Here is a 23,646-nt window from a genome sequence, read left to right as displayed (position 1 = left end):
GGGCGGCCGCTACGGTGCGTCACGGCCCGACCGGCTCTCAAAAGGTGACAAACTTGGCCGGGTATGAGGTCGACGCCGCACATCCTGGTGATCAACGGCACCAAGGTCCACCGCCCGGTCTTCATCCTGGGCGCGCCGCACTCGGGTGCCGATCTCCTCGCGCGCGCGGTCAAGCGGTCCGCCGGGTTCCATCTCACCACCGGGCGTCCCGGCGTGCTCCGCGTGATCTACGCCTTCGCCCGCCGGCCCGCCATCGCCAGCGAGCGCGGCACGGGGGCCGCCCGGGTGATCCGCGACGCCTACGCCGAGGCCTGGCAGATCTCCGCGCGGGCCTGCGCGGAGTGCCCGGACGAGTGCCGGGAGCTGGCCGGGCTGCCGCCGCGCCCCGCGGTGCTGCGCGACCGGCCCGTGCACGAGGGCGACGTCGAGGGGCCGTGCGTGCAGCCGCGGGGCATCGCCCGGTACGCCGACGCCTCCCCCGACCTGATCTACAGCGCCGACGTGCTGCTGGACGCCTTCCCCGACGCCCAGCTCGTCCAGGTGATCCGGGACGGCCGGGACGCGGTCGCCGACATGCTCGCCGACGACCGGTGCCTGGCCTGGTTCAAACCGGGCCTGGCCAACCTCGACACCGTGTTCCCGAACCCGTTCCTCGGGGTGGAGGACCACACCGACCGCAACCGCTGGCCGCGCGCGGCGGCGGCGGTGAAGTGCGCGCTGCGCTGGCGCGGCTCGGTCCGCCTCAGCGCGCGGCTGCGGCTGCAGGTGCCCGAGGAGCAGCTGTTCACCGTCCGCTACGAGGACCTGGTCGCCCGGCCCCGCCGGGTCGCCGCCGAGATGTCGCGGTACCTGGACGCGGACCTGTCGAGGACGACCCTGTCCGGCCTCGTCCGGGCCGGGGGGCGCACCGGGCCGGACCCGGCCGGCGCCGAGCCCGCCGTCGGCGCCTGGCGGGACCGCCTGACGCCCCGCCAGCTCACGCAGGTCGAGAAGGTCGCGGGCACCGAGTTGCAGCGCCTCGGCTACCGGCTCAGCACGGACGCCTGAGCGCCGCGTTCCACTGTTCCGCTACTCGGCGCCCAGCGGCTCGGTCGCCCACTCCTCGTCCTTCTGGTGGGAGAACTGGGTCCGGTACAGCTCGGCGTACAGCCCGCCCTCCAGCAGCAGCTCCTCGTGCCGGCCGCGCTCGGCCACGCGGCCCTCCTCGATCACCAGGATCTGGTCGGCCTCCCGGATCGTGGACAGCCGGTGCGCGATCACCAGCGAGGTCCGGCCGGCCAGCGCCGTCCGCAGCGCCTCCTGGACGGCGGCCTCCGACTCGGAGTCCAGGTGCGCGGTCGCCTCGTCCAGCACCACCACCGACGGCGCCTTCAGCAGCAGCCGCGCGATGGCCAGCCGCTGCTTCTCGCCGCCCGACAGCCGGTAGCCGCGGTCCCCGACGACGGTGTCGAGGCCCTCGGGCATGCCCGCGACCAGCCGGCCGATCTGCGCGGCGTCCAGCGCGGCGAGGATCTCCTCGTCGGTGGCCTCCGGGCGGGCGTAGCGCATGTTCTCGCGGATCGTGTCGTGGAACAGGTGGGCGTCCTGGCTGACCACGCCGACCTCGGCGCGCAGCGAGTCGAGGGTGAGGTCGCGGACGTCCGCGCCGCCGATCCGCACCGCGCCGTCCGACACGTCGTACAGCCTCGACACCAGGTGCGTGATGGTCGACTTCCCGGCGCCGGACGGGCCGACCAGCGCGACGAGCTGCCCGGGCTCGGCGGTGAAGTCGACGTCGTGCAGCACCTCCTTGCCGGGGGCGTGGTCGGTGCGGGCGATCGACTCCAGCGACGCCAGCGACACCTCGTCGGCGGACGGGTAGGCGAACCTGACGTGCTCGAAGCGGATCGCCGGGGCGCCCCGCCGGGCGGCGCCGTCGCCGTTGGACCCGGCCGGCTCGGCCGTTCCGGCCTCGCGCGCCTCCGCCAGCGTCCGGGCGCCCTCGCGGTCGCGGATCAGCGGCTTGAGGTCGAGCACCTCGAAGACCCGGTCGAAGCTGACGAGCGCCGTCATGACGTCCACGTGGACGTTGGACAGCGCGGTGAGCGGCCCGTACATCCGGGTGAGCAGGGTGGCGAGGGCGACGAGCGTGCCGAGCTGGAAGTTGCCGTCCACGACCAGGTAGCCGCCGACGCCGTAGACCATCGCGGTCGCGAGCGAGGCGACGAGCGTGAGGCCGGTGAAGAACACCCGCCCGTACATGGCGGAGACGACCCCGATGTCGCGGACCCGGGCGGCGCGCCCGGAGAAGTTCTCCTCCTCCTCGGCGGGGCGGCCGTAGAGCTTGGCGAGCATGGCGCCGGCGACGTTGAACCGCTCGGTCATGAGCGAGCTCATCTCGGCGTCCAGCACCATCTGCTCGCGGCTGATCCGCGACAGCCGCTTGCCGACCCACTTGGCCGGCAGGATGAACACCGGGAGCAGCAGCAGGGCGATCACCGTCACCTGCCACGACAGGATCATCATCGTGACCAGCACCAGGACCAGGCTGATCACGTTGGAGACGACCGACGACAGCGTCGTGGTGAGCGCCCGCTGCGCCCCGATGACGTCGTTGTTGAGCCGGCTGACGAGGGACCCGGTCTGCGCCCGCATGAAGAACGCGACGGGCTGGCGCTGGACGTGCCCGAACACCTCGCTGCGCAGGTCGTAGATCAGGCCCTCGCCGATGCGCGCGGAGTACCAGCGCTGCGCGAGCCCGAGCACCGCGTCCATCAGGGCGAGCCCGGCCACCGCGGCCGCCAGCCAGATCACCAGGTCCTGCCGGTGGTGCAGGATGCCCCGGTCGATGATCGACTTCAGCAGCAGCGGGTTGGCGACGACGACCAGCGCGGCGAGCGCGTTCAGGCCGAGGAACAGGACCAGGTCGCGGGAGTAGGGGCGGGCGTAGCCCGCGATCCGCTTGATCGTGCCGGGCTTGAGCCGCTGCTGCGTGACCGACTCGTCACGCCGGAACGAGGCCATCACCTGCCAGCCGTTGCCCGGCATTCCCGGCATGCCCACTACTGCCTCCGAGGGGTCGCCGCGCGCCCGGCGGGAGCGAGGGCGCGCTGGAACGTAATCAAGTAAGCATCTCAGTATGCCGCCGGGACAACGCGCGCCCGGCCGCCGCGCTTCCCGGCTCCGCTCACGGCGTAACGGCTCTGGACTTCCCGCCCGAACCGGTGGTTAATGTGATCAACAACTTCAGGCTCTCACCCCCCAGGAGCCCCTGTGTCCCAGCGCTCACCACGGCGCCCGCGCATGCGCCCGCCACGAGCGGGCGCGGGTGCCGCCGCACTGGCCGCCGCCGCGCTGCTCGTCACCGCACTGCCCGCCGCGTCCGCGTCCGCGAGATCCGCGCCCGTCGCCTCGCCGCACCGCCTGACCGTCGCCGGCGGCGAGACGCAGCCGGTGTTCTCCCGCGCCGACGCCGTCACCCAGACCGTGAACATCGAGACCACCGCCGACAGCGACCACGACGGCGTGCGCGACCGCGTCCAGCTGCGGATCATGCGGCCGAAGGAGACCGACACCGCCGGCCTCAAGGTCCCGACGATCATGGAGCCGAGCCCGTACTGGGCCGGCATCAACGACGTCCCGAACCACCCGGTGGACATCGGCGACGCGCGGGCCCGCGCGCTGACGACCACCCAGCGGAACCTCGCCGAGATGTTCCCCGGCTACTACGACAACTACTTCCTGCCGCGCGGGTACGCCGTCGCGGACCTCGACAGCATCGGGACGGGCGGCTCCACCGGCTGCCCGACATCCGGGGACCGCAGCGAGCAGGCCGGCGCCAAGGCCGCCGTCGACTGGCTGAACGGCCGCGCCCGCGGCTGGGCGCCGGACGGCACGCCGGTCGCCGCCACCTGGTCCACGGGGAACGTCGGCATGATCGGCCAGTCCTACGACGGGACGCTGCCGAACATGGCCGCGGCGTCCGGCGTCGAGGGCCTGAAGGCCATCGTCCCGATCGCCGGGATCAGCAGCTGGTACGACTACTACCGCGCGGGCGGCGGCGTCGTCGCGCCCGGCGGCTACCAGGGCGAGGACCTGGACGTGCTGGCGAAGGCCGTGCTGACCCGCAAGGACCCCGAGGTCTGCCAGAAGGTCATCGATCAGATCGAGGCGACCCAGGACCGCGAGACCGGCGACTACGGCAAGGTCTGGGCCGAGCGCGACTACGTCGGCCAGGCGCGGAACGTGCACGCGGCCGTCATGGTGGTGCACGGGCTCAACGACTGGAACGTGAAGCTCAAGAACTCCGTCCAGTGGTGGGACGCGCTGAAGAAGGCGGGCGTGCCCCGCAAGCTGTGGCTGCACCAGGGCAACCACTCCACGCCGTTCCGCTGGCGCGTCGAGGAGTGGCTGCGGCAGACGCTCCACTGGTTCGACCGCTACCTGTACGGGATCCGCAACGGGATCGACAAGGAGCCGCGCGTCGACATCGAGCACGCGGACGGGACGTGGGAGACCGCGAAGGACTGGCCCGTGCCGGGGACCCGCACCGTTCCCGTCCATCTGGACGCGGGCCAGGCCGGTCAGCCCGGCACGCTCGACCTGCGGGCCGGGGCGGGCGCCGCGCAGTCGTTCACCGACGCGGGCAAGACCCGCACCGCCGAGGACCTGCTGGCGAACGAGGGCCGCGCCGACCCGAACCGGCTCGCCTACCTCACCGGAACGCTGGACCGCCCGCTCCGCATCGACGGCACCCCGTCGATGTCGCTGCGCGCGTCCCTGGACGGCCGGTCGCCCTACCTGACGGCGCTGCTGGTCGACTACGGCACCGACAGCCGGCCGACCGGCGCCCGCGTCGACACCGGGCAGAAGGTCTGCTACGGGCAGAGCGTCCCGGGCGACGAGGGCTGCACCACCCGGCAGGCCCTCGCCATGCAGACCGCACCGTACAAGATCATCACGCGGAGCTGGCTGGACGCGCGGAACCGGAAGAGCTTCAGCCGCACCGACCCGATCGCACCGGGACGCGCCTACGCGTTCCGGTGGGACCTGCAGCCGACCGACTACACCGTCAAGGCCGGTCACCGGCTCGGCGTGATCCTGCTGTCCACCGACCACGACTACACGCTGCGCTACCCCGCCGGAACCGTCGTCACGACGAGGACGGGCGTCAGCCGCATCGACCTCCCGCTCGCCCGAGGCGGCCGCGAGGCGCTCGGCTGACCACTCCGCGGCGGCGTGCGGCGAGCCGTCGTCATGGCTCGGCCATGGCGACGACTCGCCGCACGTCAACGACGACGGGAGCGGGGCGCGTGCGACGTGGGTGTACGGGTCACTTGCCGAAGAGCTCGCGCAGGCGGCCGATCTGCTCGCGGCGCTCGGCGGCGCACTGCTGCTCCAGGGTGTTCTGCGGGGCCTCCCACAGCAGCCGCTTGGTGGCCACCGCGGCGCCCGGGTTCACCGCGAGGAGGGACGCGACGAGCTCGGCGACCGCGGCGTCCAGGCCGTCGCGCGGCACGACGATCTCGGCGAGGCCGAGCCGGGCCGCCTCCTCGGCGTGCACGGTCCGGGCCGTCAGGCACAGCTCCAGCGCGCGCCCGATGCCGACGATCTCCACCAGCGGCTTGGTGCCGGTGAGGTCGGGGACGAGCCCGAGGGCAGGCTCCTTCATGCAGAACCTGACGTCGTCGGCGGCGACGCGGATGTCGCAGGCCAGGGCGAGCTGGAACCCGCCGCCGATGGCGTGCCCGTGCACCGCCGCGACGGTGACGATCTCGGGGCGCCGCAGCCAGGTGTACCCCTCCTGCAGCTCGGCGATGAAGCGGTCGGTCGCCGCGGCGTCGGAGCCGTCGGCGAAGCCCTCTCCCTCGCCGGAGAACATCGACAGGTCGATGCCCGCCGAGAACGAGGGGCCGGCGCCGCGCAGCACGACCACCCGCACGCCCTCCGGCAGCGACCGGCCGATCGCCGCCAGGCCGCGCCAGGTGGCGAACGTCATGGCGTTGCGCCGCTCCGGCCGGTTCAGCGTGACGGTCGCGACCGCCCCGTCGACCTCCAGCCGCAGCCCGGCCTCGGCCAGTACCTCCTCGGCCGGCCCGGCCGCGGTGGCCGTCCCGGCCCCGGCGTTCGCTTCCGCCATCGACACTTCCCCTTCCGACGAGCGCGGCGGGCCCGCCCCGCCGTCCACGGGGCGGGACCCGACCTCCCGCCGCCGCGACCGAACCCTACTCGGTGGGCCGCGGCGGCGGATCAGGCGGTGCGCTCATCCGGGGGAAGTCGTCCGTCCCGGACCTCGGGCCGTGGTGGACCCGCGTCCGTTCGGAACGTTCGTCCGGTCAGGACTTCTTGCCCCGGGTCGCGCCGCCGCGACCGCGCAGGTTGACTCCCGACTCCGTCAGGATCCGGTGGATGAAGCCGTACGAGCGGCCGGTGGCGGCTGCCAGGGCGCGGATGCTCTCGCCGGAGTCGTACCTCTTCTTGAGGTCCGCCGCCAGCTTGTCGCGCTCGGCACCGGTCACGCGGGTGCCCTTCTTGAGGGTCTCGGCCACGAGTACCTCCCGTAGTGATGTGGTGACCGCTGCGTTATCCCCCGCCATGATCAGTCATTCCCGCGCGTTCGGCTACCCACTCGGCCAGAAAAGATCTGCGGAAGGCACCCTGCAGGTCACGCAAGTGCCACCAGATCGGCAAACTCGTCACTCCAGATGTCTTCGACACCATCGGGCAGCAAAATCACTCTTTCCGGCCGCAGCGCGCCCACCGCACCCTCATCGTGGGTCACCAGGACGATGGCCCCGGCGAAGGTGCGCAGCGCCCCGAGGATCTCCTCGCGGCTGGCCGGATCGAGGTTGTTGGTGGGCTCGTCCAGCAGCAGGACGTTGGCGCTGGACACCACCAGCATCGCCAGTGCCAGCCGGGTCTTCTCGCCGCCGGACAGCACGCCCGCGGGCTTGTCGACGTCGTCGCCGGAGAACAGGAACGAGCCCAGGATCTTGCGCACCTCGACGGGCGCGAGACCGGGCGCGGCCGACTGCATGTTCTCCAGCACCGACCGCTCCACGTCGAGCGTCTCGTGCTCCTGGGCGTAATAGCCGATCCGCAGCCCGTGCCCCGCCACGACGGTTCCGGTGTCGGGCTTGTCCACCCCTGCCAGCATGCGCAGAAGGGTGGTCTTGCCCGCTCCGTTCAGGCCCAGCACGACGACGCGGCTGCCCCGGTCGATGGCCAGGTCCACGTCGGTGAAAATCTCCAAAGATCCGTACGATTTCGACAAACCTTCGGCGGTAAGGGGGGTTTTGCCACAAGGTGCCGGGTCCGGGAAGCGAATTTTGGCCACCTTGTCGGCCTGCCGCTCCCCCTCGACACCGGCGAGCAGCTGCCGGGCCCGCCGGTCCATCTGCTGCGCCGCCTTGGCCTTGGTCGCCTTCGCGCGCATCTTGTCGGCCTGCGACAGCAGCGCCGACGCCTGCCGCTGCGCGTTGGCCGTCTCGCGCCTGCGCCGCCGCTCGTCGGTCTCCCGCTGGTCGAGGTACTTCTTCCAGCCGACGTTGTAGATGTCGATCACGCTGCGGTTCGCGTCCAGGTGGAAGACCCGGTTGACCACCACGTCGAGCAGGTCGACGTCGTGGCTGATCACGACCAGGCCGCCCTGGTGCGACTTCAGGAAGTCGCGCAGCCAGACGATCGAGTCGGCGTCCAGGTGGTTGGTCGGCTCGTCCAGCAGGAGCGTGTCGGCGCCCGAGAACAGGATGCGCGCCAGCTCGACGCGGCGCCGCTGCCCGCCCGACAGGGTGCCGAGCGGCTGCCCCAGCACCCGGTCCGGGAGCCCGAGGCTGGAGGCGATCGAGGCCGCCTCGGCCTCGGCGGAGTAGCCGCCGAGCACGTGCAGCCGCTCCTCGAGCCGGCCGTACCGGCGGACCGCCTTGTCGCGCTCCTCGCCGGTCGCGGTGGCCATCGCCTCCTCGGCGGCGCGCAGCTTGCGGACGACCTCGTCCAGCCCGCGCGCCGACAGGATGCGGTCGCGGGCCAGCTCGTCGAGGTCGACGCCGCGCGGGTCCTGCGGGAGGTAGCCGATGGTGCCCGACGACGTGACGCCGCCCTGCGCGGGGATCGACTCCCCGGCCAGCACCTTGGTGAGGGTGGTCTTGCCCGCGCCGTTGCGGCCGACCAGCCCGACCCGGTCGCCGGGGTTGACCCGGAACGAGGCGGACTCGATCAGCAGCCGGGACCCGGCGCGCAGCTCGATGTCTTTCGCGATGATCACAGTGACAGGGCTCCCCTGACGGACGGCTCGATGGGCAGGCGCACGAAACAGCGCGCCGCGCGGTCCATCCGACCGGGGCGCGCTGGGCGGCCTGTCAACTCGGGAGCGAAACCATCATCACAGTGTACGTGACACGGAAGCGGCTCCCGGCCATGCCGATCGGGGCCGGCGGATGTGTGAACGCCGCGCCGCGGGCCAGGATGGGAGTACGGCGGGCGGCGGCGGACGCCGGGGCCGGCGGCCCCGGAACGAAGGAGTGTGAGTCGGATGACCCAGGTCACGGGCAACCTGCCGGACGGGACGCCGAACTGGCTGGACATCGGCGTTCCGGACCTCGAGCGGGCCAAGACGTTCTACGGGACGCTCCTCGGCTGGCAGTTCGAGGACGCGGGGCCGGAGGCGGGCCACTACAACCAGTGCACGCTGCGCGGAGCGCCGGTCGCCGGGATGATGCGGAACCCCGACGACGCGCCGGACGAGTACTGGTGGACCGTCTACTTCGCCGCGGACGACTGCGACGGGCTCGCCAAGCGCGCCGCGGACGCGGGGGGCGAGGTGGTCATGCCGCCCATGGACGTGATGTCGATCGGCCGCATGGCGATCGTCAGGGACCCGCAGGGCGGGCAGTTCGGGCTGTGGCAGGGGCGGGAGCACCACGGCTCGGCGATCGTGAACGAGCCCGGCTCGTTCGTCTGGAACGAGCTGGTCACCCCTGACTCCAACGCCGCGGGCGACTTCTACCAGGCGGTGTTCGGCTACGAGCTCGAGCCGATGCCGGGCGACATGGACTACACCGTCCTGCGGCGCGCCTCCGACGGGCGCTACGTCGGCGGGATCCTCGGCGGGGCGGACATGGTGCTCGGCAACGGCCGGACCGCCGTGCCGACGTGGATGACCTACTTCGCGGTGGCGGACGCGGACGAGGCGGTCCGGAAGGTCACCGCGGGCGGCGGCACGGTCGACTCGGGGCCGGCCGACAGCCCGTACGGCCGGTCCGCGGCCGTACGGGACCCGTTCGGGGTGCCGTTCCACGTGATGAAGCCCGCCCCCGAGCAGGGATGACCGCGCGCGGGGGCCCGGGCGGCCGGGCCCCTGCGTCAGCCCTGCCGCTCGGCGGACAGCCGCCGGCTGATCGTCTGCTGGAGCCGTTGCAGCCCCGACGTGCCGACCATGCCGATCTGGCCTTCGAGGTCGCGCAGCAGCACGTCCTCGTTCATCACGACCTCCGACGACTGCATCAGCACCGTGCCCTGGCCGGTGAAGTCGAACTGGTGCTCCTCCCCCGACGATCCGCCGATCCCGAAGACCATCCGGGCCGCCCCGAACGCGCCGCGCATGTAGGAGTGGTCGTAGTGGTGGCAGGGCGACGGGCAGTCCGCCCAGCCCAGCAGCGCCTGCGGGTCCACCCGGACCGGCGGCTCGACGAAGTGCACCGGCCCGTTGGAGGCGGCCACGAACCGGCCCGTCCCGATCAGGGTCAGGAACCCCGGGATGATCGACTGCTTGAGCTCCAGGCCGGGCTGGAACGCCAGCAGGTTCCCGGCGCGGACGGTGAGGTTGCCGTCGTCGAGGTCGAAGGAGTTCACGTCGAACCCGCGGTCGGCGAGGACGAGCTTGCCCCGCCCCTGCGCGACGATCCAGTCCTGGGCGTACAGCGGCGAGTTGAAGGTGCGCGCGACCAGCGCGTCCAGCGGCCCGGACGACAGCGCCTCGAACCTGATCTGCCCGTAGTAGGCGATCATCTTGCCCTTCTGCGCGAACCACTGGCCGTCGAGGTCGACGCTGAAGGCGTAGGGGTTGACGTTGTCGTTCACCGGGAGGGTGGCGGCGTTCCAGGTCCGCGTGCCGAAGCTGCTCACGGGTCAGATCTTCCTCTCGCTGGCCTGGACGTAGACGACGCCGGAGCCGCTCAGCTCGAGCTGGAAGCCCTCGCCGGAGCCGCGTCCGATGAGGTCGCGCAGCCCCACCGCCGTGGTGAGCCGGTTCTGCACCTGGCCCCGGTGGGCCACGTACGCCTGCGGATCGACGTGGACGGGGCGCTGCGGGCCGATCGGCAGCTCCATGACGCCGCCGTGCGAGAGCAGCGCGCACGAGCCCTGGCCGGTCAGCGTGGTGGTGAACAGCCCCTGCCCGGTGACGGCGCCCCGCACGATGCCGCGAACGCCGCCCTGCTCGCCCATGAACATGGTCCCGACCTGCAGTGACGCGTCGTGCACGAGGAGCCGGTCGGCCTCGACGTACAGGGTGTCGCCGCCGCCGAGGTCGACGACGGACACGTGCAGCCCGGCGTGCCCGAACATGACCTCGCCCTGCCCGGTCACGTGCATCATCGCGCTGCGCTCGCCCGCGACGGCGCGTCCGATGGCGCCGCCGATGCTCTGCCCCGCCGTGGTGGACGGGGCGAACGCCACCGACCCGGTGTAGGCGAGCATCGCGCCGCGCCTGCTGTAGACCTCCCGCCCGGGGCCGACCGGCACCTGGAGCATCTTGGAGGTGATCTTCTGGTAGCCGGGCATCAGATCTCCAGGATTCCGCCGCGCTCGGCCGGCTGGACGTAGACCAGGCCGTGCCCCTGGTACCGGAACTGGACGCTCTCTCCCGACCCGTGGCCGATGACGGTCCGCCAGTTGACGTCGGTGACGACGTCCTGGCGCAGCTGCCCGTGGTGCCCGACGTAGGCGTGCGGGTCGACCGACAGCGGCGTCTCGGGCGTCACCTCCAGGGCGATCGCGGGCCCGTCGGACACGATCGCGACCGTGCCGTGCCCCTCCACCTTGGTCGTGGCGAGGCCCTGCCCGGTCCCCATGCCGCGCAGGCCCACGAACTGCACGCCGGTGCGCAGCCCGCCCTCCAGCGCGAGGAGGCTTTCCGACTCCACGAACAGGGTGTCGCCGGTCAGCTGGACGAGCGTCACCTCCGCCGCCTCGCTCGCGAGGTACACGGTGCCCTCGCCGGTGACCTCCATGAGCGTCATGCCCTCGCCGGCGATCTTGCGCTTGAGCGCGCCGCGCAGGCCCTCTCCCCCGGTCATCCCCTCCCGTTTGAACGCCATCCGCCCCTCGTAGGCGACCATGGCGCCGTTCAGCGCCCGGATCGTCTCCCCGGCGAGATCGACGGCCAGCATCTTGGAGCCGTTCAGTCGAAATTGCGCCACGATGCGACAAGATACCGGCCGGAACCCCGCGCGGTCCGGGCATCGGCGCGGATGCGCCCGCCCGGGGTCGGGAGCACGCGGCCGGGCCTCATCGCGGCGGAACCGGCGCGTTGCCGGTCCCGTGCGCCCGCGATCGGAGAGGATGTCGCTCATGTGGATCGCTCCCGAACGCCGCAGCCTCAGCCGGTGGGCCGTACCCGGGCTCGTCCTCGGTGCCGGGGTGGTGGTCGGCGCCGTGCTCGCCGCCGACGGACGCGACGGCACCGCCCTCATCGCGCTCGCCGCCCTCGCCGGGTACGCCGGCTACCTGGCCTTCCGGCGCAACGAGCCCGCGCTGCCGCTCAGCGAGGGCTTCGGCTCCGGCCACCGCGCCCGCACCCATCTGCGCGCCGCCGCGATGACCGGCGACGTGCTGACGGTCGCCGTGATCGGCGGGCTCGTCGTGCAGGCGCTGCGCGGCGGCGACATCACCGCCTACGTCTGGCTGGCGGCCGTCGCCGGGGTCACCTACGCGCTGTCGGCCATGGTCGGCGGCCGCGGGCTGTGACGGCCCGGCCCGGGTCAAGATCCACAGCGCGACCTGCGCGAACTGTGCGTTAACTTCTCCTGACAACGGTGGTTCCGGGCGCTTCGGGGCGACATGATGCCGCTGTGTCAGCCGTAGATGTCCTGGTCCCGGCGAGGGCGGTGTTCCATCCGGTCGTCGATCTCGGCACCGGGACCGTCGTCGCCGTGGAGGCGCACGCGGGGCCGCCCCCCGCCACCGGGCTCCCGCCGCGGGTCGACCCCGTGTCCGAGGATCTGCGGCGCGCCGCCGAGGCGGCCCGCGCCGCGGCGGACCTCCGCACGCCCCTGCCGCTGCAGATCGGCCTGCGCGCCGAGACCCTCGCCTTCGGCGACCCGGTGCTGGCGGAGCTGCACCAGGGGTTCGCCGGGGCCGGGCGCCGCCCGCAGGAGATCATCATCTGCGTCACCGGGGGCTTCCCGCCGGCGCAGCGCGCCCCCGTCACCGCCGCGCTGTCCGGGCTGCGCCGGGCCGGGTACCTGGTCGGGCTCGGCGGCGTGGGCGCCGCGCACGCCCCGCTCGACCTGCTCGTCGACGGCGCGTCCTACCTGCTCAAGCTCGATCCCGTGCTGGCCCGCCGGGCGCCCGCGGAACCGCGCCGCTCCGCGCTGGTGGCGAGCCTCGTCGAGCTGGCGCACCGGCTCGAGACCCACGTGCTCGCGCCCGGCCTGGAGACCGGCGACCAGGTGCTGCACCTGCGCGAACTCGGGGTGCGGCTGGTCCAGGGGCCGGCGCTGGCGCCGCCGGAGTGGCGGCCCGGCATGCCGGTCACCGTCCCCGTCGCGGCGCGCGGCGCCCCGGACCCCCGCGAGCGCCCCGACCTCGGCCCCCGCGTCTCGGAGTTCACGCTCCCCGGCGTCACGATGCCGCACACCGCGACCGCCGACGAGGTGCTGGACGCGCTGAACGCCGAGACGGGCATCACCAGCATCGTCCTGGTGGACGAGCGGCAGCGGCCGCGCGCCACCGTGGACCGGACGCGCTTCCTGCTGCGGCTGTCCGGCGCCTACGGCCACGCGCTGCACGCCCACCGGCCCGCCGCCCGGCTGGCCGACCCGCCGCGCCCGGTCCCGCGGACCGTCCCGGCCGTCGCGGCGCTGCGCGCGGCGGGCCAGGAGGACGAGCGCGTCTACGACGACCTGGTCGTGGTCGACGAGCTGGGCCGCTGCCTGGGGATCGTCCGCGTCGCCGACCTGATCCGCAGCCTGTCACCCTGATCCGCGGCCTCCCGTCCGGTGGCCGTACTGACCCGCAGCAGCGGCGAGGCGGGGCTCAGCCCGCGCTGAGATCCCCGCTGCCGGATCCGGGCGCGTCCGGGGCCGCGGCGTCCGCGGACGAGGCCGTGAGGCCGGAGGCGGCCAGCTCCTGCGCGAGGATGGCGGCCTGGACCCGGCTGCGCAGCCCGAGCTTCCCCAGAATGCGGCTGACGTGCGTCTTGGTGGTCGTCTCCGCCATCGACAGCCGCCGCGCGATCTCCCCGTTCGACAGCCCCTCCCCGAGGCAGCCCAGCACCTCCCGCTCCCGCGGCGTCAGCTCCGCCACCCCCGCCGGACCGGGCGACGGCGGCTCCGGCCGGGCCGCGAACGCGCCGATCAGCCGCCGCGTCACCTGCGGCGCGATGATCCCGTCCCCGGCCGCCACGGTCCGCACCGCCTCCACCAGCCGGTCGGCGTCCACGTCCTTCAGCAGGAACCCCGCCGCGCCCGCCCGCAGCGCCCCGAACACGTACTCGTCCAGATCGAACGTGGTCAGCACCAGCACGTCCGCGAACCCGGCGATCTGCCGGGTGGCGCTGATCCCGTCCAGGCGCGGCATCCGCACGTCCATCAGCACCACGTCGGGGCGCAGCTCCCGGGCCAGCCCGACGGCCCGTTCCCCGTCGGCGGCCTCGCCGACCACCCGCACGTCCGGCGCCGCGCCGAGGATCAGCACCAGCCCGGCCCGCACGGCCGCCTGGTCGTCCGCCACCAGCACCTCGATCACCGCGCCACCCCGCTCACCGCCGGCCCGATCATGAGGAGCCCTCCCGGCCGCGTGCGGGCTCTCCGTCCACCGGCAGCTCGGCGTGGACCAGCCAGCGCCCGCCGTCCGGCCCGGCGGAGAACTCACCGCCGAGGATCGCCGCCCGCTCCCGCATCCCGATCAGGCCGCTGCCCGACCCCGGCAGCCCCGCGCCGTCCCCGAGGGGGCTGAGCACGTCGATCACCACCCGTCCCCGCGCGTACCCGACCGACACCTCGGCCTTGCCCGGCCCGGCGTGCTTGAGCGCGTTGGTCAGCGACTCCTGGACGATCCGGTAGGCCGCCAGCTCGACCGGCGCGGGCAGTTCGGGGAGCCCGCCGGCCGCGCGCAGCCGCGCCGTCAGGTCCGGGCGGGCCGTCCGGTCGACGAGCCGGCCGAGGTCGGCCAGCCGCGGCGCCTCCGCCGGGTCGGCGCCGTCCGGGCCGCCCTCGCGCAGCAGCCCGATCATCCGCCGCATCTCCGCCAGCCCCTGCACGCTGTTCTCCCGGATCACCGTCATCGCCCGGTCCAGGCCCTCCCGGTCCAGGTCGCGGACCTTCAGCACCGCCGAGGAGTGCAGCGCGACGGCGCTCAGATGGTTGGCGATCACGTCGTGCAGCTCGCGCGCCATCCGGGCGCGCTCGGCGCCGACGGCGGCGCGCCGGTCCATCTCGGCGAGCCGCGCGACCTGCCGGGCGCGCTGCCGCTCCGCCTCCGCCCGGGACCGGTGCTCCCGGACGAGCATCGCGGTCAGCACCGGCGTCACCCACACCGCCGCCGCGAGCGCCCCGGCCACCACGCCGAGCGCGAGGTCGCGCGCCAGCGCGCCGGTCACCGCCAGGACCGCGACGGTCGCGCCGGCGGTCGCGGCGAGCAGCCCCTCCGCCGTCCGCCGCGGCCGCCCGTACAGGCTCGCCGCGTACAGCGCGTCCCCGTAGATCATCGCAGTGGCGATGGACGGGCCGAACGCCACGTCGAGGAAGTTGAACGGGGTGGAGATCGCCAGCGCGGTGAGCGGGGCCGTCCGCCGCAGCAGCATCGCCCCGCACAGCCCGGCCAGCGGCAGCAGCCGGAGCCCGGTCGGCGGCCAGTGGTCCGTCCAGGTGCTGTATCCGTGCGCCGCCAGCAGCACCAGCCCGGCCGTCAGCGCCCCGGCGGTGATGAGAGCGTCCTGGGGCGTGGTGAGGCGGCGGAGCCTGGCGAGCACGCGTCCATCTCAGCATCCCGCCGGGGCCCGCCGCGTCCATCTCACTGAGGGCACCGTGTACATCCTTCGGAGGACCCCGAGAACCTCATCGGCGACGACGCCTCGCCCTCCCGCGCGGGCCGACCATCGAGGGGTAGCGCAAGGAAGGGGGACGCACCATGCGGACCATCGGGGTCACCGTCGCCGCCGCCGGCGTCATCTCGGTCGTGCACCACTGCACGGACGGCGAGAACATCGGGCCGATGACGTGGGCGGAGGGCCGCCAGCCGCTCTCCAGGCCCGGCGTCGGCCTCGCCGGGCCGCTCGCCACCGCCGCCGGCGCGGCCCTCTCCCGGGACCGGTGACGCCGTGCTCGCCGGTGTCATCGCCGCCTGCGAGATCGGCTTCTGGGCCGTCCTCGCGGCGGGCCTGGTCGCCCGCTACCCGCTGCGGATGCGCAGGACCGGCGCGGCGCTCCTGGTGGGCGTCCCGCTGGTCGACCTCGTCCTCCTCATCGCCACGGTCGCCGACCTGCGCGGGGGCGCGACCGCGGGCTTCGCCCACGGCCTCGCGGCGGCCTACCTCGGCTACTCGGCCGCGTTCGGGCACGGCATGGTCCGGTGGGCCGACGAGCGGTTCGCGCACCGCTTCGCCGGCGGGCCGCCGCCCCGGCGCAAGCCCCGGTACGGCTGGGCGCGCGCCCGCTACGAATGGGTGGAGTTCGGCAAGGCCGCCATCGCGACGGCGATCGGCTGCGCGCTGCTGCTGGCGATGATCGCGCTCGTCGGCGACCCCGACCGGACCGCCGCACTCACCGGCTGGACGGCCCGTCTCGGGCTGGTCCTCGCGGTCTGGTCGCTGTGGCCGATCACCCACACGCTGTGGCCGTCCAGGCCGAAGGACGGCGCGGCTAGTCCGCCCGCAGAGCGCGCGCGGCCAAGGTGACGATCGGCAGGTCGAACTCGCCCTCGGCGGTCTCCGGCGTCGCCCGCAGGAACGCGACGATCCGCTCGGTCACCTCCGCCCGCTCGGCGTCGTCGAGCACGAGCATGTGCGAGTGCGTCCCGATCGTCGCCGCCATCGACTCGGCCGTGCGGCGCTGCGCGTGCGGGAACTCCGCCCGCTCGAACACCGGGAACCACCGGGTCCCGGGCAGGTCCTTCGGCTGCCACCGCCGGAACGAGACGGTGCTGCGGGAGACCCGCTTCAGCTCCGCGACCCACGGGACCCGGTCGTCGTCGGTGTTCCACAGGCCCGCGAGCACCCCGCCCGCGGCCAGCACCCGGTGGATCTCCGGCAGCGCCCGGTCCAGGTCGAACCAGTGCATCGCCTGCCCCACCAGCACGGCGTCGACCGCGGCGTCCGGCAGCGGGATCGCCTCCGCGCCGCCCCGCAGCGCCCGCACTCCCGGCACCTCGCGGCGCAGCTCGTCCAGCATCGCCGTGTCGGGCTCCACTGCCACGAGGTCCGCCGCGCCGACGCCGTTGCGGAGCAGCACCTGCGTCAGCTTGCCCGTGCCGGCCGCCAGGTCGAGCACCCGCAGCGGCCCGCGGCCCGCCACGGGCTCCAGGGCCCACCGCACCGCCGCGTCGGGGTAGTCCGGCCGCTCCCGCGCGTACGCCGCCGCGCTCCCGCCGAACGACGAGGCCCTGCGTGCCACCAGCGCGGGATCGCTGTCAGGGAAGGCGTCCTTCACATCGCCTCACCCTAGACGCGGCCGGGCATGCGTGAGGCCGCGCCCCCGGCGGGGAGGCGCGGCCTCGCGGCGGCCCGGTGTCAGACGTTGAAGCCGAGGGCGCGGAGCTGGTCGCGGCCCTCGTCGGTGATCTTGTCCGGGCCCCACGGCGGCAGCCAGACCCAGTTGATCTTGACGTCCTTGACCAGGCCCTCCAGCGCGCTGTGCGCCTGGTCCTCGATCACGTCCGTGAGCGGGCAGGCGGCGCTGGTGAGGGTCATGTCCAGGGTGACGACCTCGTCGGCGAGGTTCACCCCGTACACCAGGCCGAGGTCGACCACGTTGATGCCGAGCTCGGGGTCGACGACGTCCTTCAGCGCCTCGAGGATCTCCTCGTCGGGGACGGTGCCGACCGCGGCGGTCGCGGGGGTCTCCTCCGCGGTCGCGGGGGTCTCCTCCGGTGCGGTGTCGCTCATGATGCCTCTCCGAGTGCGCGGGCGGTCGCGTCCTTCCACGCCATCCAGGCGAGCAGGGCGCACTTGATCCTGGCGGGGTACTTCGACACCCCGGCGAAGGCGACGGCGTCCTCGAGGACGTCCTCGTTCGGCTCGACGTCCTGGCCGCGCGACTGCATCAGCGCCAGGAACTCCTCGCCGACCGCCATGGCCTCCTTCACGGACTTGCCGATGATCAGGTCGGACATCACCGACGCGCTGGCCTGGCTGATCGAGCAGCCCATGGCGTCGTAGGAGACGTCCGCCACCGTGGCGTCCTGGCCGTCGCCGTCCAGATGGACGCGGAGCGTCACCTCGTCCCCGCAGGTCGGGTTGACGTGGTGCGCCTCGCCCTCGTACGGCTCCCGCAGCCCCTTGTGCAGGGGGTTGCGGTAGTGGTCCAGGATGACCTCCTGGTACATCGCCTCCAGCTGCATGGCGTCCTTTCCAAGCCTTTCTCGCTACAACCCGGCCCCGGCGCGGGCTGTTCCTGCGGCCGTCAGGAGACGGTCCCGAAGAACTTCTGCGCCTGCCTGACCCCGTCGGCGAGCGCGTCGATGTCCGACAGGGTGTTGTAGAGGTAGAACGTCGCGCGGGTCGTGGCCGGGATGCCGAACCGGCGGCAGATCGGCCACGCGCAGTGGTGCCCGACGCGCACCTCGACGCCCAGGTCGTCCAGCACCTGGCCGACGTCGTGCGGGTGGATGTCCTCGACGGTGAACGACACGGCCCCGCCGCGCGCCTCGGTGGTGCCCGGCCCGATGATCCGGACACCGGGGATCTCGCCGAGCCGCTCCAGCGAGCGGGCGACCAGCGCCTCCTCGTGGGCGTGGACGCGGTCCATGCCGATCTCGGCGAGGTACTCGCAGGCCGCGCCGAGCCCGATCGCCTGCGCGGTCATCGGCACGCCGGCCTCGAACCGCTGCGGCGGCGGCATGAAGGTGGTCGCCTCCATGTGCACGACCTCGATCATGGAACCGCCGGTGATGAACGGCGGCATCGCCTCCAGCAGCTCCGACCGCCCCCACAGCACGCCGATGCCGGTCGGGCCGAGCATCTTGTGCCCCGAGAACGCCAGGAAGTCGGCGCCCAGCTCGGTGACGTCCACCGGCTGGTGCGGAACCGACTGCGCGCCGTCCAGCAGGACGAGCGCGCCGACGGCGTGCGCCCGCTCGGCGATCAGCTTGATCGGCGGGACCGTTCCGAGGACGTTCGACTGGTGCGTCAGCGCGACGATCTTCGTGCGCTCGTTGACCAGCTCGTCCAGGTTCTCCAGGTCGAGGCGGCCCTCGTCGGTGATGCCGAACCAGCGCAGGGTCGCGCCCGTCCGCTGGCACAGCTGCTGCCACGGGACGAGGTTGGCGTGGTGCTCCATCTCCGAGACCACGATCTCGTCGCCGGGGCCGACCTTGAACCGCTCGGCCTCGGGGCCCGCCGTGGCGGCGTTGCTCATCGCGTACGCCACCAGGTTGATGCCCTCGGTGGCGTTCTTGGTGAACACGATCTCGCCGGGCGTCGCGCCGATGAAACGGGCGATCGACGCGCGGGCGTTCTCGTACGCCTCGGTGGCCTCCTCGGCGAGCAGGTGCGCCCCGCGGTGCGGCGCCGCGTTGTGCCGCTCGTAGAACTCGCGCTCGGCGTCCAGCACCCGTGTCGGCTTCTGCGACGTCGCGCCGGAGTCCAGGTACACGAGCGGGCGCCCGCCGCGGACGGTGCGCCGCAGCAGCGGGAAGTCCTTCTTGAGCTCCTCGGGGAGCAGCGCCCCCTCGGACAGAAGCGTCATAGGGCCGCCTCCGCCTTGACGTACTTCTCGTAGCCCTCGTTCTCGAGCTGGTCGGCCAGCTCGGGCCCGCCCTCGGCGACGACGCGGCCGGCCGCGAACACGTGCACGAAGTCCGGCTTCACGTACCGCAGGATGCGGGTGTAGTGCGTGATCAGCAGCACGCCGGTCTCGCCGCCGGCGGAGAACCGGTTGACGCCCTCGGAGACGACCTTCAGCGCGTCGACGTCCAGGCCGGAGTCGGTCTCGTCCAGCACGGCGACCTTCGGCTTGAGCATCTCCAGCTGGAGGATCTCGTGCCGCTTCTTCTCGCCGCCGGAGAAGCCCTCGTTCAGGCTGCGCTGCGCGAACGCCGGGTCGATGGACAGCTCGTCCATCGCCTGCTTCATCTCCTTGGAGAACTCGCGCAGCTTCGGCGCCTCGCCCCGCACCGCGGTGACCGCCGAGCGCAGGAAGTTCGACACCGACACCCCGGGGACCTCGACCGGGTACTGCATCGCCAGGAACAGCCCGGCGCGGGCGCGCTCGTCGACGGACATGCCGAGCACGTCCTCGCCGTCCAGCGTGACCGTGCCGGAGGTCACCTCGTACTTCGGGTGGCCGGCGACGGCGTAGGCGAGCGTGGACTTGCCGGAGCCGTTCGGCCCCATGAGCGCGTGGGTCTCGCCGGCCTTGACGGTCAGGTCGACCCCGCGCAGGATCTCCTTCGTCCCGTCGGACCCGTCGGCGACGGAGACGTGGAGGTCGCGGATCTCAAGCGTGGCCATGGTGGTTGTCGTTCCTCAATCGTCGGAGCCGAGCGAGACGTAGACGTCGCCGTCCTCGACCTTGACCTTGTAGGTGGCGACCGGCTGCGTGGCCGGCGGGTTGGTGGGCTTGCCGGTGCGCAGGTCGAAGCAGGACCCGTGCAGCCAGCACTCGATGGTGCCGTTGTAGATCTCGCCCTCGGACAGCGACACCTCGGCGTGCGAGCAGATGTCGTTCACGGCGTAGACCTCGCCGCCGGAGCGGGCCAGCGCGACCGGCGTGTCGCCGATCTCGACGCCGAGGGCCCCGTCCTCGGGGATCTCCTCCAGCGCGCACACCTTGACGAAGCTCATCTGCCCTCCGCCCGCACGTCCAGCTCGGCCTCGATGGCCTCGGCGACCTTCTCGCGCACCTCGGGGACCTCGATCCGCTCGACCAGCTGGCCGAGGAACCCGCGCACCACCATGCGGCGCGCCGCGTCGAAGGTGATGCCGCGCGCCTGCAGGTAGAACAGGTGCTCGTCGTCGAGCCGCCCGGACGCCGAGGCGTGCCCGGCGCCGGCGACCTCGCCGGTGAGGATCTCCAGGTTCGGCACCGAGTCGACCCGCGTCCCGTCGGTCAGGACGAGGTTGCGGTTCAGCTCGTAGGTGTCGGTGCCCTCCGCCTCCGCGCGGATGATCACGTCGCCGATCCAGACGGCGTGCGCGTCCTGGTCCTGCAGCGCGCCGCGGTAGTCGACGCGGCTGCGGCAGTTCGGCACGGCGTGGTCGACCAGCAGCCGGTGCTCCAGGTGCTGGCCGCCGTCGACGAAGTACACCCCGTACAGCTCGGCGTCGCCGCCGGGCCCGTCGTAGGCGACGGAAGGCGAGATCCGCACGAGGTCGCCGCCGAGCGAGACGTTGTGCGAGACGAACCGGGCGTCGCGGCCGAGGCGGGCGTGCTGGTGCGAGACGTGCACGCTGTCGTCCGCCCAGTCCTGCAGGCTGATCACCGAGAGGCGGGCGCCGTCGCCGACGACGAACTCGACGTTGTCGGCGTAGGTCGCCGAGCCGCGGTGCGCGAGCACCACGGTCGCCTCGGCGAACGGCTCCAGGATCACGGTGGTGTGCCCGTAGGCGGCGGCCGACGCGTCCTCGCCGCGCAGCCGGAGCACGGTCGGCGCCGAGGCGACGACCTCCTTCGGCACGGTGACGACGGTCGCGTGCGTGAACGACGTCCACGCCTGCGCGCTGACCCGGTCGGCGGGCGTGTACGCCTTGCCGAGCCGGGCGTCGTCGCGGCCGACGGTCTCGACGGTCACCTCGGGCGCCGCCTCGACCTCGGCGATGACCTTGCCGTTGGGCTCGGCCGTGCCGTTGTGCAGGCCGCGGAGCCGGCGCAGCGGGGTGAACCGCCACTCCTCCTCGCGGCCGGTGGGGACGTCGAAGTCGCCCACCTCGTACGAAGCCTTCTCGTGCAGGGTCGAGAGCGGCTTGCCGGTCTCCAGCCCCATCAGCCGACGGCCCCTTCCATCTGCAGCTCGATGAGCCGGTTGAGCTCGAGCGCGTACTCCATGGGCAGCTCGCGCGCGATGGGCTCGACGAACCCGCGCACGATCATCGCCATCGCCTCGTCCTCGGTCATGCCGCGGCTCATGAGGTAGAACAGCTGGTCCTCCGACACCTTGGAGACGGTGGCCTCGTGGCCCATCTCCACGTCGTCCTCGCGGACGTCGACGTACGGGTAGGTGTCGGACCGGCTGATCTGGTCGACCAGCAGCGCGTCGCACTTGACGGTGGACTTGCTGTGCTCGGCGCCCTCCTGGATCTGCACCAGCCCGCGGTAGGAGGTGCGGCCGCCGCCGCGCGCCACCGACTTGGAGATGATGCTGCTGGAGGTGTTGGGCGCGGCGTGCACCATCTTGGCGCCGGCGTCCTGGTGCTGGTCCTCGCCGGCGAACGCGATCGACAGGGTCTCGCCCTTGGCGTGCTCGCCGAGCAGGTAGATCGCCGGGTACTTCATGGTGACCTTGGAGCCGATGTTGCCGTCGACCCACTCCATGGTGGCGCCCTCGTAGGCGACGGCGCGCTTGGTCACCAGGTTGTAGACGTTGTTCGACCAGTTCTGGATGGTCGTGTAGCGGACGCGGGCGTCCTTCTTCACGACGATCTCGACGACGGCGGAGTGCAGCGAGTCCGACTTGTAGATCGGCGCGGTGCAGCCCTCGACGTAGTGGACGTAGGAGCCCTCGTCGGCGATGATCAGCGTCCGCTCGAACTGGCCCATGTTCTCGGTGTTGATCCGGAAGTAGGCCTGGAGCGGGATCTCGACGTGGACGCCCGGCGGCACGTAGATGAACGAGCCGCCCGACCACACGGCGGTGTTGAGCGCGGCGAACTTGTTGTCGCCGACTGGGATCACCGAGCCGAAGTACTCCTGGAAGATCTCCGGGTGCTCGCGCAGGCCGGTGTCGGTGTCGACGAAGATGACGCCCTTCTCCTCAAGGTCCTCGCGGATCTTGTGGTAGACGACCTCCGACTCGTACTGGGCGGCGACGCCGGCGATGAGGCGCTGCTTCTCCGCCTCGGGGATGCCGAGCTTGTCGTAGGTGTTCTTGATGTCCTCGGGAAGCTCCTCCCAGGACGCCGCCTGCTTCTCCGTCGAGCGGACGAAGTACTTGATGGTGTCGAAATCGATCGCCGACAGGTCCGAGCCCCAGGTGGGCATCGGCTTCTTGTCGAAGAGCCGGAGTCCCTTGAGGCGCAGGTCGAGCATCCAGTCCGGCTCGTTCTTCTTGCCCGAGATGTCGCGGACGACGTCCTCGTTCAGGCCGCGCCGCGCGGAGGCGCCGGCCTCGTCGGAGTCGGCCCAGCCGAACTTGTACCTGTCGAGCCCCTCCAGCTCGGGGTGGGCTGTAGTCATAGGGACGTCCTCCCGGACTCCTCGTCAACGGTGTGTGTCTGTTCGGGGGACCTCTCCCCCGCGTCCCCGCCAGGGGTGACGCTCGCTCCGGGATCCTCCGCCTGCTCCGCCCCGCACAGGGAGCGGGGGCTGACGTGGGTGGTGCAGATCCCGTCGCCGTGGGCGATCGTGGCCAGCCGCTGGACGGGTGTGCCCAGCAGCCGGCTGAACGCCTCGGTCTCGGCCTCGCACAGCTGCGGGAACTCGGCCGCGACGTGCGCGACCGGGCAGTGGTGCTGGCACAGCTGCTCGCCGCCGCCCGGCTGGGGCGCCTTGCCTGCGGCGGCCGCGTAGCCGTCGCCGGAGAGCGCCTCTGCGAGCGTGCGGACCCGCTGCTGCGGCGGCGCGTCCTGCACGACGGGCCGGTAGCGCCGCTCCAGGTCGGCGATCTGCCGGCGGGCGAACTCGGCGACCGCGTGGTCCCCGGCCGTCTCGGCCAGGAACCGCAGCGCGCTGCTCGCCAGGTCGTCGTAGGCGTGCACGAACGCGCTGCGCCCGGCGTCGGTGATCGCGAACCACTTGGCGGGACGGCCGCGGCCGCGTCGGGTCTGCGGCGTCCGCGCCTGGCGGATCTCGATCATGCCCTCGGCCAGCAGCGCGTCCAGGTGCCGGCGGATCGCGGCGGGCGTGAGCCCCATGCGCTCGCCGAGCGTGGACGCCGTGACCGGGCCGTGCTCGAGGATCAGCCGTGCCACCCGGGCGCGGGTGTCGCGCTCGGTGTGGGAGGCGGCCGACGGCACGCCGGAAGGGCGCACGGGTGCGCTCTCCGGGGTCGCCTGATCCTCGCTCACGTTTTTCACAACATCAGTGTGCCGTAATTACTTCCCCCGAAACACCGAAACGGGAATGTCCTGGCTCACGC

General features: G+C 72.9%; 25 protein-coding genes. 7 read left to right on the top strand and 18 right to left on the bottom strand.

The window, feature by feature from the left end; genetic code table 11:
* The first annotated feature begins 63 nt into the window (after positions 1 to 63).
* On the top strand, positions 64 to 1,047 hold the full coding sequence (locus J4557_RS18840) for a sulfotransferase family protein (RefSeq protein WP_208268021.1): 984 nt from the start codon (positions 64 to 66) through the stop codon (positions 1,045 to 1,047).
* A gap of 21 nt (positions 1,048 to 1,068) precedes the next feature.
* On the opposite strand, the gene J4557_RS18835 is transcribed toward J4557_RS18840, so the two are convergent.
* Positions 1,069 to 3,036, bottom strand: coding sequence for an ABC transporter ATP-binding protein (locus J4557_RS18835; RefSeq protein ID WP_372442502.1), 1,968 nt, complete (start codon positions 3,034 to 3,036; stop codon positions 1,069 to 1,071).
* 246 nt (positions 3,037 to 3,282) lie between these two features.
* Between J4557_RS18835 and J4557_RS18830 the strand changes: the two genes are divergently transcribed.
* The gene (locus J4557_RS18830; protein WP_208268020.1) at positions 3,283 to 5,202 is read left to right on the top strand and encodes a Xaa-Pro dipeptidyl-peptidase; all 1,920 of its coding nucleotides are present in this window, start codon (positions 3,283 to 3,285) and stop codon (positions 5,200 to 5,202) included.
* 109 nt (positions 5,203 to 5,311) lie between these two features.
* On the opposite strand, the gene J4557_RS18825 is transcribed toward J4557_RS18830, so the two are convergent.
* From J4557_RS18825 to J4557_RS18815, 3 genes are all read right to left on the bottom strand, one after another.
* Positions 5,312 to 6,118, bottom strand: coding sequence for an enoyl-CoA hydratase/isomerase family protein (locus J4557_RS18825; RefSeq protein WP_208268019.1), 807 nt, complete (start codon positions 6,116 to 6,118; stop codon positions 5,312 to 5,314).
* A gap of 196 nt (positions 6,119 to 6,314) precedes the next feature.
* A complete protein-coding gene (locus J4557_RS18820) occupies positions 6,315 to 6,527 on the bottom strand; it encodes a helix-turn-helix domain-containing protein (RefSeq protein WP_021596738.1) in 213 nt (70 codons plus the stop codon).
* Between the two features lie 116 nt (positions 6,528 to 6,643).
* The gene (locus J4557_RS18815) at positions 6,644 to 8,242 is read right to left on the bottom strand and encodes an ABC-F family ATP-binding cassette domain-containing protein (RefSeq protein WP_208268018.1); all 1,599 of its coding nucleotides are present in this window, start codon (positions 8,240 to 8,242) and stop codon (positions 6,644 to 6,646) included.
* 267 nt (positions 8,243 to 8,509) lie between these two features.
* Here J4557_RS18815 and J4557_RS18810 point away from each other — a divergent pair, with 267 nt between their 5' ends.
* Positions 8,510 to 9,304: a VOC family protein gene (locus J4557_RS18810; RefSeq protein WP_208268017.1), complete on the top strand. Its 795-nt coding sequence runs from the start codon at positions 8,510 to 8,512 to the stop codon at positions 9,302 to 9,304.
* Between the two features lie 35 nt (positions 9,305 to 9,339).
* On the opposite strand, the gene J4557_RS18805 is transcribed toward J4557_RS18810, so the two are convergent.
* The 3 genes from J4557_RS18805 to J4557_RS18795 are packed head-to-tail and all read right to left on the bottom strand — an operon-like array spanning position 9,340 to position 11,396.
* Entirely contained in the window at positions 9,340 to 10,101 is a 762-nt protein-coding gene (locus J4557_RS18805) for an AIM24 family protein (protein ID WP_208268016.1), read from the bottom strand.
* Between the two features lie 3 nt (positions 10,102 to 10,104).
* Positions 10,105 to 10,758 carry an AIM24 family protein gene (locus J4557_RS18800; RefSeq protein ID WP_208268015.1) on the bottom strand — a complete coding sequence of 218 codons (654 nt, stop codon included), beginning with the start codon at positions 10,756 to 10,758 and terminating at the stop codon, positions 10,105 to 10,107.
* Positions 10,758 to 11,396, bottom strand: a complete 639-nt coding sequence (locus J4557_RS18795) for an AIM24 family protein (protein ID WP_307799971.1) — start codon at positions 11,394 to 11,396, stop codon at positions 10,758 to 10,760. Before J4557_RS18795 ends, J4557_RS18800 begins: the two co-directional genes overlap by 1 nt.
* 151 nt (positions 11,397 to 11,547) lie before the next feature.
* Between J4557_RS18795 and J4557_RS18790 the strand changes: the two genes are divergently transcribed.
* Positions 11,548 to 11,943: an ABC transporter permease gene (locus tag J4557_RS18790; RefSeq protein WP_190856390.1), complete on the top strand. Its 396-nt coding sequence runs from the start codon at positions 11,548 to 11,550 to the stop codon at positions 11,941 to 11,943.
* 104 nt (positions 11,944 to 12,047) lie between these two features.
* A complete protein-coding gene (locus J4557_RS18785) occupies positions 12,048 to 13,178 on the top strand; it encodes an EAL domain-containing protein (RefSeq protein ID WP_307799969.1) in 1,131 nt (376 codons plus the stop codon).
* 55 nt (positions 13,179 to 13,233) lie between these two features.
* On the opposite strand, the gene J4557_RS18780 is transcribed toward J4557_RS18785, so the two are convergent.
* Together J4557_RS18780 and J4557_RS18775 are read right to left on the bottom strand one after the other, a co-directional pair.
* Entirely contained in the window at positions 13,234 to 13,944 is a 711-nt protein-coding gene (locus J4557_RS18780; RefSeq protein WP_208268014.1) for a response regulator, read from the bottom strand.
* 28 nt (positions 13,945 to 13,972) lie between these two features.
* A complete protein-coding gene (locus tag J4557_RS18775) occupies positions 13,973 to 15,169 on the bottom strand; it encodes a sensor histidine kinase (RefSeq protein WP_208268013.1) in 1,197 nt (398 codons plus the stop codon).
* Between the two features lie 158 nt (positions 15,170 to 15,327).
* On the opposite strand from J4557_RS18775, the gene J4557_RS18770 reads away from it, so the two are divergent.
* Both J4557_RS18770 and J4557_RS18765 read left to right on the top strand, forming a co-directional pair.
* Positions 15,328 to 15,513, top strand: a complete 186-nt coding sequence (locus J4557_RS18770) for a hypothetical protein (RefSeq protein ID WP_208268012.1) — start codon at positions 15,328 to 15,330, stop codon at positions 15,511 to 15,513.
* 4 nt (positions 15,514 to 15,517) lie between these two features.
* Entirely contained in the window at positions 15,518 to 16,093 is a 576-nt protein-coding gene (locus J4557_RS18765; protein ID WP_208268011.1) for a hypothetical protein, read from the top strand.
* Here J4557_RS18765 and J4557_RS18760 read toward each other — a convergent pair.
* The 9 genes from J4557_RS18760 to J4557_RS18720 all read right to left on the bottom strand — a co-directional run bounded on the left by J4557_RS18760 (position 16,059) and on the right by J4557_RS18720 (position 23,575).
* Complete coding sequence (locus tag J4557_RS18760; protein WP_208268010.1) at positions 16,059 to 16,844, bottom strand: class I SAM-dependent methyltransferase; 786 nt, start codon at positions 16,842 to 16,844, stop codon at positions 16,059 to 16,061. The genes J4557_RS18765 and J4557_RS18760 overlap by 35 nt on opposite strands.
* An 80-nt stretch (positions 16,845 to 16,924) precedes the next feature.
* Positions 16,925 to 17,299 carry a metal-sulfur cluster assembly factor gene (locus tag J4557_RS18755; RefSeq protein ID WP_208268009.1) on the bottom strand — a complete coding sequence of 125 codons (375 nt, stop codon included), beginning with the start codon at positions 17,297 to 17,299 and terminating at the stop codon, positions 16,925 to 16,927.
* Positions 17,296 to 17,754 (bottom strand): Fe-S cluster assembly sulfur transfer protein SufU, encoded by a 459-nt coding sequence (gene sufU / locus J4557_RS18750; protein ID WP_208268008.1) that lies wholly within the window; start codon positions 17,752 to 17,754, stop codon positions 17,296 to 17,298. Before sufU ends, J4557_RS18755 begins: the two co-directional genes overlap by 4 nt.
* Positions 17,755 to 17,816: 62 nt before the next feature.
* Positions 17,817 to 19,100: a cysteine desulfurase gene (locus J4557_RS18745; protein WP_208268007.1), complete on the bottom strand. Its 1,284-nt coding sequence runs from the start codon at positions 19,098 to 19,100 to the stop codon at positions 17,817 to 17,819.
* Positions 19,097 to 19,864 (bottom strand): Fe-S cluster assembly ATPase SufC, encoded by a 768-nt coding sequence (sufC, locus tag J4557_RS18740; protein ID WP_208268006.1) that lies wholly within the window; start codon positions 19,862 to 19,864, stop codon positions 19,097 to 19,099. The genes J4557_RS18745 and sufC overlap by 4 nt, the downstream gene beginning before the upstream one ends.
* Positions 19,865 to 19,879: 15 nt before the next feature.
* Positions 19,880 to 20,197 carry a non-heme iron oxygenase ferredoxin subunit gene (locus J4557_RS18735; RefSeq protein WP_208268005.1) on the bottom strand — a complete coding sequence of 106 codons (318 nt, stop codon included), beginning with the start codon at positions 20,195 to 20,197 and terminating at the stop codon, positions 19,880 to 19,882.
* Entirely contained in the window at positions 20,194 to 21,336 is a 1,143-nt protein-coding gene (gene sufD, locus J4557_RS18730) for a Fe-S cluster assembly protein SufD (protein WP_208268004.1), read from the bottom strand. The genes J4557_RS18735 and sufD overlap by 4 nt, the downstream gene beginning before the upstream one ends.
* Complete coding sequence (sufB, locus tag J4557_RS18725) at positions 21,336 to 22,745, bottom strand: Fe-S cluster assembly protein SufB (RefSeq protein ID WP_208268003.1); 1,410 nt, start codon at positions 22,743 to 22,745, stop codon at positions 21,336 to 21,338. Before sufB ends, sufD begins: the two co-directional genes overlap by 1 nt.
* A complete protein-coding gene (locus J4557_RS18720; RefSeq protein WP_372442500.1) occupies positions 22,742 to 23,575 on the bottom strand; it encodes a helix-turn-helix transcriptional regulator in 834 nt (277 codons plus the stop codon). The genes sufB and J4557_RS18720 overlap by 4 nt, the downstream gene beginning before the upstream one ends.
* Positions 23,576 to 23,646: the final 71 nt, after the last annotated feature.

The sequence above is a fragment of the Actinomadura nitritigenes genome (genome assembly GCF_017573545.1).
In the GTDB taxonomy this organism is placed as follows: Bacteria; Actinomycetota; Actinomycetes; order Streptosporangiales; family Streptosporangiaceae; genus Spirillospora; species Spirillospora nitritigenes.
The sequence above is the reverse complement of the archived record's forward strand: the minus strand, read 5'-3'. Positions and strand labels throughout refer to the sequence as shown.